The following is a 16,087-nucleotide window of genomic DNA, read 5'->3' as shown; positions in this document are numbered from 1 at the left end:
GGCTGCACCTGCGCGGGGCATCACGCCCGCCGGGCCTGCTCGACTCCCGGCAGCGAGGCGAGCTTGCCGAGCAGGGTCGACAACTGGCCATAGTCATCCACCTTCAGCCGCATCAGGAACCGGATCCGCGCGGCGTTGCGCTGCTGTTCGCTGTGGATGCGGGTCACGTGGGCATTGCCCTGGGCGATCAGGTTGGTGATCTCCTTCAACAGCCATTTGCGGTCGACCGCGAGCACTTCGACGTCGACCTCGTAGGCGCTGCCCGCGCGACCCCAGTCTACCGGCAACGTGCGCTGCGGCTGGGCGGCCGCCAGCCGGCGGTACGAGGCGCAATCGCGGCGATGCACCGTGATCCCGCGACCGCGGGTCAGGTAACCGGCAATCGGCTCGCCCGGCAGCGGCTGGCAGCAGCGCGCCAGTTGCACCAGCAGGTTGTCGACACCCTGCACGGTGAAATCGGCGGCCTTGCCACGCGGGACGCGGCGCGGCAGGGCCGGCGCAGGGCGCTCGACCGGGGCTGGCGCACTGGCCGCGCGTTCGTGTTCGAGCAGGATCCGGCCGACCTGGTGCGGGCCGACATCGCCGAGCGCCACCAGCACGTGCAGGTCGGCGTCGCCGGCCAGGTTGAAGCGCTCGCGCGCCGGCGCGAGATCGGCGCCGAGCAGCCCGAGCCGGCGCAGTTCCTTGTCGAGCAGTTCCTTGCCGGCCGCTTCGTTGCGCGCGCGGTCGAGCTTGTGGAACCAGTTGCGGACCTTCTCGCGCGAGCGGCTGCTGGCGAGGAAGCCGTTCGACTCGATCAGCCAGTCGCGGCGCGGCTCGCCGGTCTTGGCGGTCATGATCTCGACCCGGTCGCCGCTGGCCAGCCGGTGGTCCAGCGGCACGATCCGGCCGTCGACCTTGGCCCCGCGGCAACGGTGGCCGACCTCGGTATGTACGCGGTAGGCGAAGTCCAGCGGGGTGGCGCCGGCCGGCAGGTCGATCACCTCGCCCTTCGGGGTCAGCACGTAGACCCGGTCCTCGACCAGTTCGGTGTCGAGCTCGCGGGCCAGCGCCGCCTCGTCGCGCTCGGCGCCGTCCGCGGCCGGCTCCAGCAGCTTGCGCATCCAGGCGATCTTGCGATCGAACGCGGCGTCGCCTGCGCCCGCGCCTTCCTTGTACTTCCAGTGCGCGGCGACGCCGAGCTCGGCCTGCCGGTGCATTTCGGACGTGCGGATCTGCACTTCGAGGGTCTTGCCTTCGGGGCCGATCACCGCGGTGTGCAGCGAGCGGTAGTCGTTGCGCTTGGGCCGGGCGATGTAGTCGTCGAACTCGCTCGGGATCGGGGTCCAGCTGGCATGCACGACGCCAAGCGCGGCGTAGCAGTCGCCGACGCTGTCGACCAGCACCCGCACCGCGCGCAGGTCGTAGAGCTCGCCGATCGGCACGTCCTTGCGCTGCATCTTCTTCCAGATGCTGTAGATGTGCTTCGGCCGTCCGGCGATGTCGGCCTTGATTCCCTGCGCGTCCATCGCCTCGCGCAGGGTCTGCTTGACCGCCTCGATGTAGCGCTCGCGGTCGACGCGCTTCTCGTCCAGCAGGCGCGCGATCTGCTTGTAGGTGTCCGGTTGCAGGTAGCGGAACGCGAGGTCTTCCAGCTCCCACTTGAGTTGCCAGATGCCGAGCCGGTTGGCCAGCGGCGCGTGGATGTCACGGGTCAGCGTCGCCAGCGCGGTGCGGCGGTCGGCAGGCAGCGCGTCGGCCAGCTGCATCCGCGCCAGTTGCCGCGCCAGCAGGATCGGCACAACCCGCAGGTCGCGCACGATCGCCAGCAGCAGCCGGCGCAGGCCTTCGCTGCCACTGCGGCCGGTCTGCTCGGCATGCAGCATCCACACCTGGGCGGCGGCCCGCTGGCCGTCCAACAGGGTGGCGATGCCCGGGTGTTCGCGCTCGAATGCCGGGCCGAGCCGTTGCTGCAGCACCGGATAGCTGTGGACGATCGCCGCGACCAGGGTGTCGCTGTCCGCGTCGAGGCGCTGGAGGGCCGCGAGCATGCGTTCGACCACGTCGGGCGGATCGCGCGCATCAAGCCCGGCACCGTCACCCGCGACCGGGCACAGCAGCTGTTGCATTGGCCGGGCGATCGCGGGACTGGCGAGCAGCGCGGCCAGCACCGGCTCGGTGGCAGCGGCTGCACGGGTCGTGGCGGACCCGGGTTCGGGGCGACGCGTAGTCATGGCGACGCAGGTTCATTTCGACGCGGGAGGGAATGACTACACTAGCGAGCAACCGTCCGCAGTCATAGCCTCAGGACCCGCCACATGAATGGTTCAACCTGCCCGATCGCGCCGACCTCTCGCCGGCTCCGTTCTTCCGCTGTGGCCAGCGCGCTGCTGGCGGTCCTGTTGACCATGCCGCAGGCGTTCGCGCAGCAGGCCGGGGAGCGGATCGAACAGCAGATGACGCCCGCGCAGTTCAAGGCCGCGGGGCTGGACCAGCTCAGCACGGAGCAGTTGCAGAACCTCAACGCCTGGCTCAACCGTACGCTGGTTGCGGAAACCACCAAGGCCGCCAGCGAGGCGACCCGGCAGGCCATGCAGGACGCCGGAGACAAACCACGGGGCATCCTGGATTCCAGTTCCGACGAGCCGGTCAGCGGGCAGTTGCAGGGCGAGTTCCACGGCTTCGCCAAAGGCCGCCAGTACCAGCTCGACAACGGCCAGGTGTGGCGCCAGACCGACACGTCCAGCCTTGTCGGCGTTCACCTGGACAATCCGGAGGTGACAATCAAGCCGTCGCTGATCGGCAGCGCCTGGTACCTCCGGGTCGAGGGCTACAACACTGCCGCCAAGGTCGAGCGGGTCAAGTAATCCGCGACAACCGCGTTGCCAGTTTCTTCGGCGAGACTCCACGTGCGCCGAGCTCCTGTGCGAACAGCGACACCCGCAATTCCTCCAGGTCCCAGCGCAGCGCCTGCCACTCGGGCTCGTCGCCCTTGCCGGCGGCGTTGGCGGCGTCCAGCGCGTCGGCGAACGGCTTGAGTTCGAGCATCTTGTCCTGGTCGCGCATCGGGTCGCGCAGCGCGCGCTCGCCGCGCAGGGCCAGCGCCTTCAGGTAGCGCGGATAGTCGCGCAGCGCCTCGGCCGGCACGTCGCGCAGGAATCCGGGCGGGGTCAGCATGGCGAGCTGGGCGCGCATGTCGTCGAGGTTGCCGCTGGCCCAGCCCATCAGCGGCGATTCCAGCTTGGCGCGCACTTCGGACACCGCGGCGAGGATGGTTTCGGCCTGGCGCAGGCGCTCGATCGCCTCGGGAAACAGTTGCTTGCCAACGTAGTCGCGGCGGGTGGCGAACGCATCGGCATCGCGGATGTCATCGAGACCTTCGGCGACCAGCGCGGCGAACGCGCCATCGACCAGGTCGTCACGCAGGCGGTCGCCGCCGGGCCCGCGTGGGGCCGCCGACTCGATCGCGGCGTACAGCAGGCCGGCCTTCGGCGAGACCGGCAGCTGCTTGCGCGCCTGCCTGCGCTTGTCGGCCAGCGCCAGCCACAGCAGCCGGCGGACGCCACGCGGATGGTGGCGCACGGCGGTGTCGCGCTCGGCGTGGACCTGCAGCGAGACGCTGTCGCCGTCGTCATGCAGCGCCGGGTACGCCGGCACACCCGCGGCACCGGGCACGCTGGTCGGGATCGGGGTGGCGGGGAAGTCGACCAGGCCACGCTGGCCGAGGCCGTCGGCGGCTCGCGCGGCGAATGCGCGGGCGGCGCGCGAGCCGAAGTCCGCGCGCAGGGCGTCGAGGTCGCGCGATTCGGCCAGCACTGTGCGGCCGTCGCGGTCATGCAGCCGCAGGTTGGCGCGCAGGTGTGGCTCGAGCGCGGCTTCGTCGAAGTCGGTCGGCGCCACCGCGGCGCCGGTAACCTTGTGCAGGAAACGCGCCAGCGCGCCGGTGAATGCATCCACGTCCGGCCCGGGATACGCCGCGGCGAACGCGCGGGCGAAGTCCGGCGCCGGCACGAAGTTGCGCCGCTGCGCCTTCGGCAACGCCTTGATCAGCGCGGTCGCCTTGTCGACGACGAAGCCCGGCGCCAGCCAGCCCAGCCGCACCGGATCGAGCGCGTTGAGCAGGTGCAGCGGCACCGCGACGGTCATGCCGTCGTCGATCGCGCCGGGCTCGAAGCGGTACTTCACCGCGAGTCGTGCCTCGCCGAGTTCGATCACCGGCGGGAAGCGCGTGGCGTCGGTCTCGTCGCCGATCAGCAGGTCGTCGAGCGACCATTCCAGCGCAGCCTTTTTCGGCTCGGGCAGTTTCTTGAACCAGGCATCCAGTGCCTGAGCGTTGTGCACGTCGGCCGGTAGCCGGTCGAGATACCAGCGCGCCATCCAGTCCTCGTCGACGACGATGCCGGCGCGGCGCTGCTTGGCCTCTTCCTCGCGCGCCTTCTCGACGGTGGCGAGGTTGCGCTTGAGGAACACGCTGCGGCTGTCGATCTCGCCGGTCACCACCGCGTCGCGGACGAAGATCGCGCGGGCCTCCTCGGGATACAGCCCGCCGTAGTGGATCGGCCGCTTCGGCGCCAGCACCAGCCCGAACAGGCTGACCTGCTCGCTGCCGAGCACCCGGCCCTGCGAGCGTGACCAGCGCGGGTCGAAGTGGCGCCGCGCCAGCAGGTGCGGCAGTTCGTCGATCGCCCACTGCGGCTCGATCGAGGCGTTGTTCATCGCCCAGACCTTCTCGGTGTCGAGCAGGGTCGCCGACAGCACCCACGGCGGCGGCTTGCGGATCAGCCACGAGCCCGGGAACAGCCCGAACTTGCGCCCGCGCGGGCCGTCGTAGACCGCGGCGGGCTTGCGTTCGCCCGGCTTTTTCGCGGGTGCCTTGGTGTCGGCAGGAGGCACGCGATGGCCGACCTGGGTCGGCAGGCCGGTGATCACGGCGCGATGCAGCTTGGCGTAGGCCGATGCGTCCAGGTAGCGGCCGGGCTCCGCCGGTCTCGATGGCGCGGGGCCCGCCGCGAGCGCCCATCCCAGTTCCTGCACCATAAGCTTGAGCTGGCGATGCAACTCGCGCCACTCGCGCATGCGCAGGAAGCCGAGGAAATTCTTCTCGCACCACTTGCGCAGTTGCGACTGGGTCAGGTCCTCATGCGCGGCCTGGTAGGCGTCCCACAACTTCAGGGTGCCGACGAATTCGGAGCTGTAGTCGACGAACTGCGCGTGCGCGTTGTCGGCGGCGGCGCGCTGGTCGGCCGGGCGCTCACGCGGGTCCTGGATGCCGAGGAACGAGGCGACCACCAGCATCTCGCGCAGGCAGCCTTTCGCATTCGCGGCGACCAGCATCCGCGCCAGCTTGACGTCGATCGGCATGCGCGCCATCAGCTTGCCGGTGGCGGTGAGCTTTCGATGCTCGTCGGTGGCGCCGAGCTCGACCAGTTGCTGCCAGCCATCGGCGACCGCGCGCGAATCGGGCGGTTCCAGGAACGGGAAGCTCTCGATGTCACCGAGGCCCAACGACAGCATCCGCAGGATCACCCCGGCCAGCGCGGCGCGGCGGATTTCCGGATCGGTGAATTCCGGCCGCGACTCGAAGTCCGCCTCGCTGTAGAGCCGGTAGCAGGTGCCTTCCGACACGCGGCCGCAGCGGCCCTTGCGCTGGTTGGCGCTGGCCTGGCTGACCGACTCGATGTGCAGGCGGTCGAGCTTGCCGCGCGGACTGTAGCGCTTGACCCGCGCCAACCCCGGATCGACCACGTAGCGGATCCGCGGCACCGTCAGCGAGGTCTCGGCGACGTTGGTCGCCAGCACGATGCGGCGCTGCGTGCCGGGATTGAACACCCGGTCCTGGTCGCGCACCGACAGACGCGCGTACAGCGGCAGCACCTCGGTGTGGCGGTACTTGCGACGCTCCAGCGCCTGGTGGACGTCGCGGATCTCGCGCTCGCCGGGCAGGAACACCAGCACGTCGCCGCGCGGGTCTTCGCGGGTGACCTCGTCGCAGGCGGCGACGATGCCGTCGACCACGGTGCGTTCGCCTTCGCGGTCGCCCTCGCCTTCCAGCGGCCGGTAGCGCACCTCGACCGGGTAGCTGCGGCCCTCGACATCGACCACCGGCGCGTCGTCGAAATGTTCGGCGAAGCGCGCGGTGTCGATCGTCGCCGAGGTCACGATGACCTTGAGGTCGCTGCGCTTCTTCAGCAACTGCTTGAGGTAGCCGAGCAGGAAGTCGATGTTGAGGCTGCGCTCGTGGGCCTCGTCGATCAGGATCGTGTCGTAGCGCGACAGCCAGCGGTCGGACTGGATCTCGGCCAGCAGGATGCCGTCGGTCATGAACTTGATCGCGGTGTCGTCGCCGACCTTCTCGTTGAACCGCACCTGGTAACCGACCGCGCCGCCCAGCGGTACCTGCAACTCCTCGGCGACGCGCTTGGCGACCGCGCGCGCGGCGATCCGCCGCGGCTGGGTGCAGCCGATCATGCCGGCGACGCCGCGGCCGGCGGCCAGGCACAGCTTGGGGATCTGGGTGGTCTTGCCCGAGCCGGTCTCGCCGGCGATCACCACCACCGGGTGTTCACGGATCAGCGCGACAATGCGGTCGGCTTCGGTCGCGATCGGCAACGACGGCTCGACCGGCGCCGACGGCAACCGCGCCGCGCGGGCCTGGCGCATCGCGACCGAAGTCGCCAACGCCTGCTCGAACGCGGCCTGCATTGCCGCATCATCGGGGCGTCCCCGCCAGCGCGACCACAGGCCATGCAGGCGCCCGCGGTCGCGGCTCAGCGCGTCGTCGATCGCCCCGCGTGCCTGGCGCAGCGCGGGCGGCAACGACGGCTTGCGTCGTGACGCGGTCTTAGCAGTGGCGTCGATAGGCTTCATTGATCACGGCGGAAGAAACAAACCATTTCACACGGCAAATCGCGGCGTCTATTGTCGCTGCATCAGGCAAAAAGGGAGAAACGCATGGCCAAGACCACCAAGAGCAAAGCCACCGGAAGCAAGTCCACCCGGGGCAAGTCGAAGGCACTCAAACCGGCGGCCTCGCCGGCGGGCGGCTCCAGCGCTCCGGCGATAGATATCGGGATCGGCAACGCCGATCGCAAGAAGATCGCCGACGGCCTGTCGCACTTCCTCGCCGACGCCTACACCCTGTACCTGAAGACCCACAACTTCCACTGGAACGTCACCGGGCCGATGTTCAACGCCCTGCACGTGATGTTCGAAACCCAGTACACCGAGCAATGGACGGCGCTGGATGACATCGCCGAGCGTATCCGCGCGCTGGGCTTCAATGCGCCGGGCTCCTACGCGGAGTTCATCAAGCTGTCGTCGATCCCGGAAGAAGCCGGGTTGTCCGATATCCCGGACTGGAAGGAGATGGTGCGCCAGCTCACCGTCGGCAACGAAGCCGTCTGCCGCACCGCGCGCAAGGTGCTCAAGACCGCCGATGATGCCGGCGACGATCCGACCGTCGACCTGCTGACCCAGCGGCTGCAGACCCACGAGAAGTACGCCTGGATGTTGCGGTCGCTGCTGCAGTGATTTTTCGTACGGCTTGTGGATGCAGGAAACCCCGGACTTTCGCTCCGGGGTTTTTTGATGGTTGGCTCTTGGCAGTTCTTCGGTAGATGCGGGAGCCGGCCTGTGGGGACTTGCTACTCCCCTCGGTCAGGCCCGCTCTGCGGTCCGGCCAGGCGCAGCGCGCCGGGCGTTCGCACAGGCGCGCGGCAATGCCGCGCAAGCCGCCTGCGCTCACCCTGCCCTGACTCGGGGCCGCCGGCCATCCATGGCCGGCTTTCCGCAATTCCCCACAGGCCGACTCCCACCCGACTGCCCCATCCACTTCGGCGAAGGAGCCTTGTGTAGGAGCGACGTAAGTCGCGATTTCCTCGACAACCGTGGGTTCAGAGCGTCGCGACTTACGTCGCTCCTACAACGAAGGGGTCCGCTTTGGTGGGGATTGCCCGCAACTGACGCTCCGCACCCGATCAACAAAGCCGCACCCTCCCAAACCGCGACGCGGCGTCCTGTCCGGGTATTGCGGAGAGTGGGCCATGGATGGCCCACGGCGGTGAGTGCGGCCATGGATGGCCGCCCGAACCGAGTAGCAATGCCCGGACAGGGCGGCGCTCCACCCGAAGGCGCATACACCACGCCCCGCTGCTGCTGTTGCTGTTGCTGTTGCTGTTGCGGTACGCCGGGGTCGCTGCGACATCCCCCCTACCACCCAAAGCGGACTTTTCCGACCACTCCCCACCCCGGCGCTTGCTACCCTGTAACCCATGCAAAACGCCGCACTCGACCTGCTCCGCACCACCTTCGGCCACCCTGAATTCCGCGGCGAACAGGCTGAGATCGTCGACTGCGTAGCCAAAGGCGGCGACGCCCTCGTATTGATGCCCACCGGCGGCGGCAAGTCACTGTGCTACCAGCTCCCGGCCCTGCTGCGCCACGGCTGCGGCATCGTCGTCTCGCCGCTGATCGCACTGATGCAGGACCAGGTCGAAGCCCTGCGCCAGCTCGGCGTGCGCGCCGCCTGCCTCAACTCCACCCTCGACGCCGCCACCGCCGCCGAAGTCGAGCGCGACCTGCTCGCCGGCGAGCTCGACCTGCTCTACGTCGCCCCCGAACGCCTGCTGACCGGCCGCTGCCTCAACCTGCTCGACCGCGCCAATGAGCGGCACGGCGTCGCCCTGTTCGCGATCGACGAAGCCCACTGCGTCTCCCAGTGGGGCCACGACTTCCGCCCCGAATACCGCCAGCTCACCGTCCTCCACGAGCGCTGGCCCGCGATCCCGCGGATCGCCCTGACCGCGACCGCCGACGCCCCGACCCGGCGCGAAATCGCCGAGCGTCTCGCACTGGAAGACGCCCGCCAGTTCGTCAGCTCCTTCGACCGCCCGAACATCCGCTACCGCGTCGTGCAGAAGGACGGCAGCGGCCAGCGCGCCCTGCTCGACTTCATCAAGGACCACCGCGGCGACAGCGGCATCGTCTACGCGTTCTCGCGCAAGCGCGTCGAAAAGACCGCCGAACAGTTGCAGGCCGCCGGCATCGACGCCCTGCCCTACCACGCCGGCATGCCCGCGGCCGAGCGCGCCGCCAACCAGCGCCGCTTCCTGCAGGCCGACGGCGTGGTGATGGTGGCGACGATCGCGTTCGGCATGGGCATCGACAAGCCCGACGTGCGCTTCGTCGCCCACGTCGACCTGCCCAAGTCGATCGAGGGCTACTACCAGGAAACCGGCCGCGCCGGCCGCGACGGCCAGCCGGCCGAGGCTTGGCTCAATTATGGATTGGGCGACGTGGTCAACCTGCGCCTGCTGATCAACCAGGGCGAAGCCGGCGAGGAGCGCAAGCAGCTGGAACTGCGCAAGCTCGACGCCCTGCTCGGCTACTGTGAATCGACCCAGTGCCGTCGCCAGGCGCTGCTCGGCTGGTTCGGCGAGGACCATGCCGGTGCCTGCGGCAACTGCGACAACTGCCTCGACCCGCCGGAAAGCTGGGACGGCACCGACGCCGCGCGCAAGGCGCTGTCGTGCGTGTATCGCAGCGGCCAGCGCTTCGGCGCCGGCCATGTCATCGACATCCTGCGCGGCATCGACACCGAGAAGGTGCAGCGCTTCGGCCACGAGCAGCTCAGCACCTGGGGGATCGGCGCCGACCTCGACGCCAAGCAGTGGAGCGGCGTGTTCCGCCAGCTGGTCGCCGGCGGCCTGCTGGAGGCCGATGTCGAGCGCCATAACGCCTTGCGACTGACCGCCAATGCCGGGCCGGTGCTGCGCGGCGAGCGACGCCTGAGCTTCCGCAAGGAGGCACCGAAGGCCCCTCGCCGCCGCGACCGCGGCACCGCCACCCCGCTGATCGACCTCGCACCCGAGTCGCTGGCGCGCTTCAACGCCCTGCGCGAATGGCGCGCGACCACCGCGCGCGAACAGAACGTGCCGGCCTACGTGATCTTCCACGACGCCACCCTGCGCGCGATCGCCGAGGCCGCGCCGGAAGAACTCGACGACCTCGCCACGATCCCCGGCATCGGCGGCACCAAGCTGGAGCGCTACGGCGAAGCGGTGCTGCAGCAGTTGCTGGATTGTGACGTCGCCTGAGCGCGGTGCCGCGTCGAAAAATGGTGGGCCGTGATGGATTCGAACCATCGACCAGCGGATTAAAAGTCCGATGCTCTACCGACTGAGCTAACGGCCCACGCGCGCCCGGCCTTGCGCCGGGGCCGGCAATTCTAACGCAAGTGGTCGACGTAGCGGGTCGGGTCGGCGACACCGGCGGCGGCGAAGCCTTCGGCGCGCAAACGGCAGGCGTCGCAATGGCCGCAGGCGCGACCTTCCGCGTCGGCCTGGTAGCACGACACGGTCTCCGCGAAATCCACGTCCAGCCGCAATCCCTCGCGGGCGATGTCGGCCTTGCTCATGTGTTGCAGCGGCGCGTGCACACGGATGCCGGCGCCTTCGACCCCGGCCCGGGTGGCGAGGTTGGCGAGCCGTTCGAAGGCCTCGATGAACTCGGGCCGGCAATCCGGGTAGCCCGAATAGTCGACCGCGTTGACTCCGCAGAAGATGTCGGCCGCGCCCAGCACCTCGGCCCAGCCCAGCGCCACCGACAGCATGATGGTGTTGCGCGCGGGGACGTAGGTGACCGGGATCTCGTCGACGACGCCCTGCCCGGACGACACGTTGTCGAGCGGAACCTCGATCGCCTCGTCGGTCAGCGCCGAGCCGCCGATGCTGCGCAGGTCGACGTTGACGGTCTTGTGCGCGACCGCGCCGAGGCTGCGGGCAATGCGGTCGGCGGCGTCCAGTTCGGAGGTGTGGCGCTGGCCGTAGCGGACGCTCAGCGCATGCACGGCGAAGCCCTGCTCGCGGGCCATGGCCAGCACGACGGCGGAGTCCATGCCACCGGAAACGAGGACAACTGCATTTTTCATGGGCGGGTTCATCAGAACGTTATTGAGGTGGCAGTGGCCGCAATGACGGGAATCGATCGCGACCAGGTCATGTTTGGGTAGGAGCGACGTGAGTCGCGACCTGTACTTCGTCATGGTTCGGCGGGTCGCGACTTACGTCGCTCCTGCAGAAGGCCGGGACCACGAGTTCACCGACCCGGCGCGTCGTCCCACAGGATCTTGTGCAATTGCAACTGGAAGCGCACCGGCAACCGGTCGGCGACGATCCAGTCGGCGAGGTCGCGCGGTGCGATCTGGCTGAAGCTCGGCGAGAACAGCACGTCGCAGGTTTCCACCAGCCGGTGCTCGGCGACGATCGCGCGCGCCCACTCGTAATCCTCGCGCGAGCAGATCACGAACTTGACCTGGTCGTGCGCCGTGAGCAGCGCGATGTTGCTCCACAGGTTGCGTCCGACCTCGGCCGAGCCCGGCGTCTTGATGTCGAGCACGCGCGAGACCCGCGGGTCGACCTCGCCGATATCGATCGCGCCGGAGGTTTCCAGCGAGACCTCGTAGCCGGCGTCGCACAGCCGCGCCAGCAGGCCGATGCAGCGCTTCTGGGACAAGGGCTCGCCGCCGGTGACGCAGACGTGGCGGACGCCGTGGCGGGCGACCTCGGCGAGGATGCCGTCGTAGTCCCACCACTCCCCGCCATGGAAGGCGTACGCGGTATCGCAGTACTGGCAACGCAGCGGGCAACCGGTCAGGCGCACGAACACGGTCGGCCAGCCGATGCTGCGCGATTCGCCCTGCAACGACAGGAATATCTCGGTCAGGCGCAGCCGCTCGGGCGACGCCGCGGCCGCCTCGGGGGTAACGGCGTTCATCCGGTGATTTTAGCGCAGACGGCCCAGTTCGATCGCGCCGAGCCGGTCGCTGGCGACGCGGGCGGCATCGGTGCCGGGGTAACGGGTCGCCACCTCGGCCAGGGTGCGTTCGGCCGCGTCGAGTTGCTGCAAACCCTGTTGCGACAGGCCGACCTTGAGCAACGCGCCCGGGGCCTTGTCGTGGGTCGGATAGCGTTGCAGCAGGGCTTCGAACTGCTCCAGCGCAAGCTTGTAGTTCTGGGTGACGTAGTAGCTCTCGCCGAGCCAGTACAGCGCGTTGGGCGCGTAGGCGCCGCCGGGATAACGCCCCAGGAAGGCATGGAACTGGCGCGCGGACTCGGCGTAATCGCCGCCCCGCAGTGCGCCGAACGCGGCATCGTAGGCTTCGCGCTCACCGGCCACCTGGTCCAGCTTGCCCGGATCGCCATATATCACCGGCACGTCCGCGGCCGCCGCGGGGAGGTCCGCACCTTCGACGCCATCGGAAGGCGCCGGTGTTCCGCCGGCAGGCGTAGCAGGCGTGTCCTGGCCGCCCTGGGGGTCCAGCGCCGGCACCACGCCGCCCTGCATCCGGTTGAGCCGCCCGTCGAGGTCCAGGTACTGCGCACGCGCGGTGGCCCTGGCCTGCTCCTGCTCGTGGGTCAATTGCTCGACCTGCGCACGCAGCGAGGTCACCTCGTCCTTCAGCATGTTGACCTGTCGCAGCAGGTCCACCGTGGCCTGGTTGTCGCCTTTCTGCTGTTCCAGCAGGGTGACCCGCTCGGCCAGGCTCATGCGCTGGGCCGAAGCGGGAGCGGCGGCCACCAGGGCCGCCGCCGCAACCAGCGATGTCGCAAGTGTGATCGACAGTTTGCGCATCATGGCTTACCTCTTTTCGTGCTTACTTCGCGGTGTAGATGATCTCGACACGGCGGTTCTTGGCCCAGCAATCCTCGCTCGACTGGGTGCAGGTCGGGCGCTCTTCGCCGTAGCTGACCACGGTCTGCTGGCTGCCCGAACCGCCGTTGGCCTGGATCGCCGACGACACCGCGTTGGCACGGCGCTCGCCGAGGCCCAGGTTGTAGTCGCGGCTGCCGCGCTCGTCGGCATTGCCTTCCAGGGTCATGCGCGAGGACGGGCGGTCACGCAGGTACTTGGCGTGGCAGCCGACCACCGACTGGAACTCCGGACGCAGCACGTCCTGGTCGAGGTCGAAGTAGATCGTGCGCTGGCGCAGGCAGGCATCGGTATCGAGGTCGCCCGGGCCGTAGGCACCGGCGGTGGTCGGGGCGGTATCGGTGACAGGAGCGGTGGTGCCGGTATCGACCGGAGCCTCTTCCTTGACCTTCTTGGAACAGGCGACGGCTGCGGTGCAAAGCAGGGCGACAAGCAAAACGCGCGTGCTGGTATTCATCTCTCGGTTCCTCGTCTTGGCGTGACTGTAAAGCTGCTATAGATCGAAAACACCGTCTCGTCGACGGTGGCACTACGGCTTGCGGAACGGCCCCCAGGCCGGTTCGCGGACATCGCCGCCGGCCAGCACCAGGCGCTGTCGCACCCGGCCGTCGGCGGACACGGCATACAGGACGCCGCGCCCGCCTTCACGCGCAGCATAGATGATCATCGCGCCATTTGGGGCAAAGCTCGGCGACTCGTCGAGCGATCCCGGCGAAAGTGTGCTCCAGCGCGCCGAACCGAGCGTGCTGTCCATCATCGCGATGCGATAGGTATTGCCGGCCCCTTGCGCGGTGGCGATCTTCTTGCCGTCGTACGACACCGTCGGGCTGGCGTTGTAGCTGCCCTGGAAGCTCACCCGGCTGGCGCTGCCGCCGCCGGCCGGGGCCTTGTAGACCTGCGGCTGGCCGCCACGGTCGGAAGTGAAATACAGGGTGCCGCCGTCGGCGCTCCAGGTCGGCTCGGTGTCGATCGAGAAATGGTTGGTGATCTGGGTCAGCGCCTTGCTGCCCAGGTTCATCACGTAGATCTCGGGGTTGCCGCTGCGCGACAGGGTCAGCGCCAGCCGGTTGCCGTCGGGCGAGAACGCCGGGGAGCTGTTGATGCCGCGGAACTTGGAGACCAGCTGACGGCTGCCGGTGCTGATGTCCTGGATATAGATCGAGGAGTTGCCGCCTTCGAAGCTGACATAGGCGAGCTTGTTGCCGTCCGGGCTCCACGACGGCGACAGCAGCGGCTCGGGCGAGCTGACCACGGTCTGCGGGTTGTAGCCGTCCGAGTCGGCCACCATCAACGCGTACTGGGCGTTGCTGCCGGTGCCGGTCGCGGTGATGTAGGCGATCCGGGTGAAGAACGCGCCGGGCACGCCGAGGATCTTCTCGTAGATGGCGTCGGCGATCTGGTGGGCGACGTCGCGCATGGCGTTGGCGCGCGCGGTCATCGCGAAGCCGAGCAGGCGCTGCTGGGTGGCGACGTCGAACAGTTCGTACTCGACCCGGTAACTGCCGCTCGCGCCATCGACCACCCGGCCGACGACGAGGTAGTCCTGGTTGAGTGCGCGCCAGGTCGGGTAGTTGACCTCGCCGCCGCGGGTCGGGCGTTCGACCAGGTCGGATTCGGGCAGGCTGCGGAACTGGCCGGAGCGGTTGAGGTCGGCCGCGACCACCGAAGCCACGTCGGTCTCCGGTGCGCTGCCACCGCCCTGGTACGGCATCGGCACAACCGCGATCGGCAGCGCCGCGGCGTTGCCGCCGACGATGTCGAGTTCGAGCCCCTGCTGCTGGGCGGCGACGGCGAACGGAAGCAAGGCGGCGAGCAAAGCGGCCAGCCAGGGGGCAAGTCGTTTCATTGGCGGTTCCTGACGTCGAAGCTTGAGGTTTAACAGCATCCGTGTGAACGCTTTCTCAAAGCTGAATGTGCACGGGAGGCTGCGGATGAGCGGGGGAACGGGTCGCGTCAGCGGTCGCGGGCCTCGAAATTGAGGGTGAGCGTGCGCGCGAACACCTGCTCGAACCCGGCGTATGGCAAGGGCTGCGCCTTGAGCACGGCCGCCTCGATCGAGCGCTTGCCCATCTCATCGTAGGCACACGGCGATGACACTTCCGCGCTCATGACTTCGCCACCGGGCAGTTGCCTGATCACCAGCCTGCACTTGGCGCCCAGGGGGACGGTTTCCGGGCGGGTCCATTTGGCCAGGATGGCCTCCTGCAAGGCGGCGGCGTAGCGCGCCTGCAGGCCGGCATCCACGCCGTTGTTGCCCGGCGGCGGATTCGTGCTGCTGGCGCTGTCGCTGGCCTGGGCGGCGCGGGCGTCGGCGATCTGCTTGAGTTTCTGCTCGGCGAGCTTGGCTTCCCTCGCCGCGGCGGCCTTCTTGCGGCGGATCTCGGCCAGCTTCTCCTTGCGCGCCTCCGCCTCGGCGGCGAGGCGGCGCTTGCGCTCGGCCTCTTCCTGCTTCTTCTTCTCGGTCAGGTCGACCTGGGCCTGGCGACGCTTTTCTTCCTGCAGCTTTTCCTCGTCGGACGGTGTCGGGGTCGGCGCGTCGACCACTTCGTCCTGTTCGACGCTGTCGGGCTCGGGCAGGAACTCCTGCGCCTGCTCCTGCGGCGGGGTCGGTGCGTCCTCGGGCACCGGCTCGGGAACCGGTTGCGGCGGCGGGGCGGTTTCTTCCTCGACCGGTTCCGGCAGCGGCTCGGGTTGCGGCTCGGGCTCTTCCACCGGCTCGGGGCGCTCGCGCAGGGTCTCGCGCATGGCCGGCGACAGCGCGTTGGCGTCGATCAGGGTGGCCTCCACCGGCGAACCGGCCGCGCTGATCGGGCGGCTGGTGTGGGTCCAGAACAGGCCGGCGAACATCAGCGCGAACAGCACGATGTGCAGGCCGATCGCCTGCAGCACCGCCTGCCGGGTATCGGCGCGGGTTTCCCTCACTGCTGCACGGCCTCCGACGGCGCGCTCATCAGTCCGACCCGCGGCACGTCGGCGTTCTGCAGCAACACCATCGCCTGCAGCACGACCTCGTAGTTGGCGGCGCGGTCACCGGCGACGTATACCGGCACGTCCGGGTTCTGCCGCACGAACGCGGAGACCCTGGCCTGCAATTCCTCGCCGGTCAGCGCCTCCTGCTCGGCGCCCTGCAGGGTCAGGAAGTAGTGGCCGTCCTTGTCGACGCTGACGATCACCGGATCCTTGTCCTGCGAGATGGTCTTGGCGTTGGACTTGGGCAGTTCGATGTCCACGCCGAGGTTCAGCAGCGGCGCGGTGATCATGAAGATGATCAGCAGCACCAGCATCACGTCGATGTAGGGCACGACGTTGATGTCGGCCTTGAGCTTGCGTTTGCGGATGCGGCGGCCGGTGGCGACAGGCATGGCGTTTCCCGTGGTTGCGTCGGGCCGGCGCCGCGTGG

Annotated in this window: 12 protein-coding genes and 1 tRNA gene; 3 read left to right on the top strand and 10 right to left on the bottom strand. The window is 68.9% G+C overall.

Features of this window, described 5'->3' with window-relative positions:
• Positions 1-20 precede the first annotated feature (20 nt).
• On the bottom strand, positions 21-2,213 hold the full coding sequence (locus ACT9AS_RS13545) for a RelA/SpoT family protein (RefSeq protein ID WP_445100684.1): 2,193 nt from the start codon (positions 2,211-2,213) through the stop codon (positions 21-23).
• Positions 2,214-2,297: 84 nt separating this feature from the next.
• Here ACT9AS_RS13545 and ACT9AS_RS13540 point away from each other — a divergent pair, with 84 nt between their 5' ends.
• Positions 2,298-2,846, top strand: coding sequence for a hypothetical protein (locus ACT9AS_RS13540; RefSeq protein ID WP_445100683.1), 549 nt, complete (start codon positions 2,298-2,300; stop codon positions 2,844-2,846).
• Here the strand turns inward: ACT9AS_RS13540 and hrpA are convergent.
• Positions 2,839-6,846, bottom strand: coding sequence for an ATP-dependent RNA helicase HrpA (hrpA, locus tag ACT9AS_RS13535; protein WP_445100682.1), 4,008 nt, complete (start codon positions 6,844-6,846; stop codon positions 2,839-2,841). The genes ACT9AS_RS13540 and hrpA overlap by 8 nt on opposite strands.
• An 84-nt stretch (positions 6,847-6,930) precedes the next feature.
• Between hrpA and ACT9AS_RS13530 the strand changes: the two genes are divergently transcribed.
• Both ACT9AS_RS13530 and recQ read left to right on the top strand, forming a co-directional pair.
• The gene (locus ACT9AS_RS13530; protein ID WP_445100681.1) at positions 6,931-7,509 is read left to right on the top strand and encodes a ferritin-like domain-containing protein; all 579 of its coding nucleotides are present in this window, start codon (positions 6,931-6,933) and stop codon (positions 7,507-7,509) included.
• Between the two features lie 740 nt (positions 7,510-8,249).
• Positions 8,250-10,073, top strand: a complete 1,824-nt coding sequence (recQ, locus tag ACT9AS_RS13525) for a DNA helicase RecQ (protein ID WP_445100680.1) — start codon at positions 8,250-8,252, stop codon at positions 10,071-10,073.
• 21 nt (positions 10,074-10,094) lie between these two features.
• On the opposite strand, the gene ACT9AS_RS13520 is transcribed toward recQ, so the two are convergent.
• The 8 genes from ACT9AS_RS13520 to tolR all read right to left on the bottom strand — a co-directional run bounded on the left by ACT9AS_RS13520 (position 10,095) and on the right by tolR (position 16,049).
• Positions 10,095-10,170: transfer RNA gene (locus ACT9AS_RS13520), tRNA-Lys, on the bottom strand.
• 34 nt (positions 10,171-10,204) lie between these two features.
• Positions 10,205-10,906: a 7-cyano-7-deazaguanine synthase QueC gene (gene queC / locus ACT9AS_RS13515; protein WP_445100679.1), complete on the bottom strand. Its 702-nt coding sequence runs from the start codon at positions 10,904-10,906 to the stop codon at positions 10,205-10,207.
• A 167-nt stretch (positions 10,907-11,073) separates the two neighbouring features.
• Positions 11,074-11,751, bottom strand: a complete 678-nt coding sequence (gene queE / locus ACT9AS_RS13510) for a 7-carboxy-7-deazaguanine synthase QueE (RefSeq protein ID WP_445100678.1) — start codon at positions 11,749-11,751, stop codon at positions 11,074-11,076.
• Between the two features lie 9 nt (positions 11,752-11,760).
• Entirely contained in the window at positions 11,761-12,609 is an 849-nt protein-coding gene (gene ybgF / locus ACT9AS_RS13505) for a tol-pal system protein YbgF (protein ID WP_445100776.1), read from the bottom strand.
• 22 nt (positions 12,610-12,631) lie between these two features.
• Complete coding sequence (gene pal, locus ACT9AS_RS13500; protein WP_445100677.1) at positions 12,632-13,144, bottom strand: peptidoglycan-associated lipoprotein Pal; 513 nt, start codon at positions 13,142-13,144, stop codon at positions 12,632-12,634.
• Positions 13,145-13,216: 72 nt separating this feature from the next.
• Positions 13,217-14,533 (bottom strand): Tol-Pal system beta propeller repeat protein TolB, encoded by a 1,317-nt coding sequence (tolB, locus tag ACT9AS_RS13495; protein WP_445100676.1) that lies wholly within the window; start codon positions 14,531-14,533, stop codon positions 13,217-13,219.
• Between the two features lie 107 nt (positions 14,534-14,640).
• The gene (gene tolA, locus ACT9AS_RS13490; RefSeq protein ID WP_445100675.1) at positions 14,641-15,609 is read right to left on the bottom strand and encodes a cell envelope integrity protein TolA; all 969 of its coding nucleotides are present in this window, start codon (positions 15,607-15,609) and stop codon (positions 14,641-14,643) included.
• The gene (gene tolR / locus ACT9AS_RS13485; protein WP_445100674.1) at positions 15,606-16,049 is read right to left on the bottom strand and encodes a protein TolR; all 444 of its coding nucleotides are present in this window, start codon (positions 16,047-16,049) and stop codon (positions 15,606-15,608) included. Before tolR ends, tolA begins: the two co-directional genes overlap by 4 nt.
• Positions 16,050-16,087: the final 38 nt, after the last annotated feature.

The sequence above is a fragment of the Lysobacter sp. F60174L2 genome, from assembly GCF_052547135.1.
This window is presented reverse-complemented; position numbering and strand designations above follow the sequence as displayed.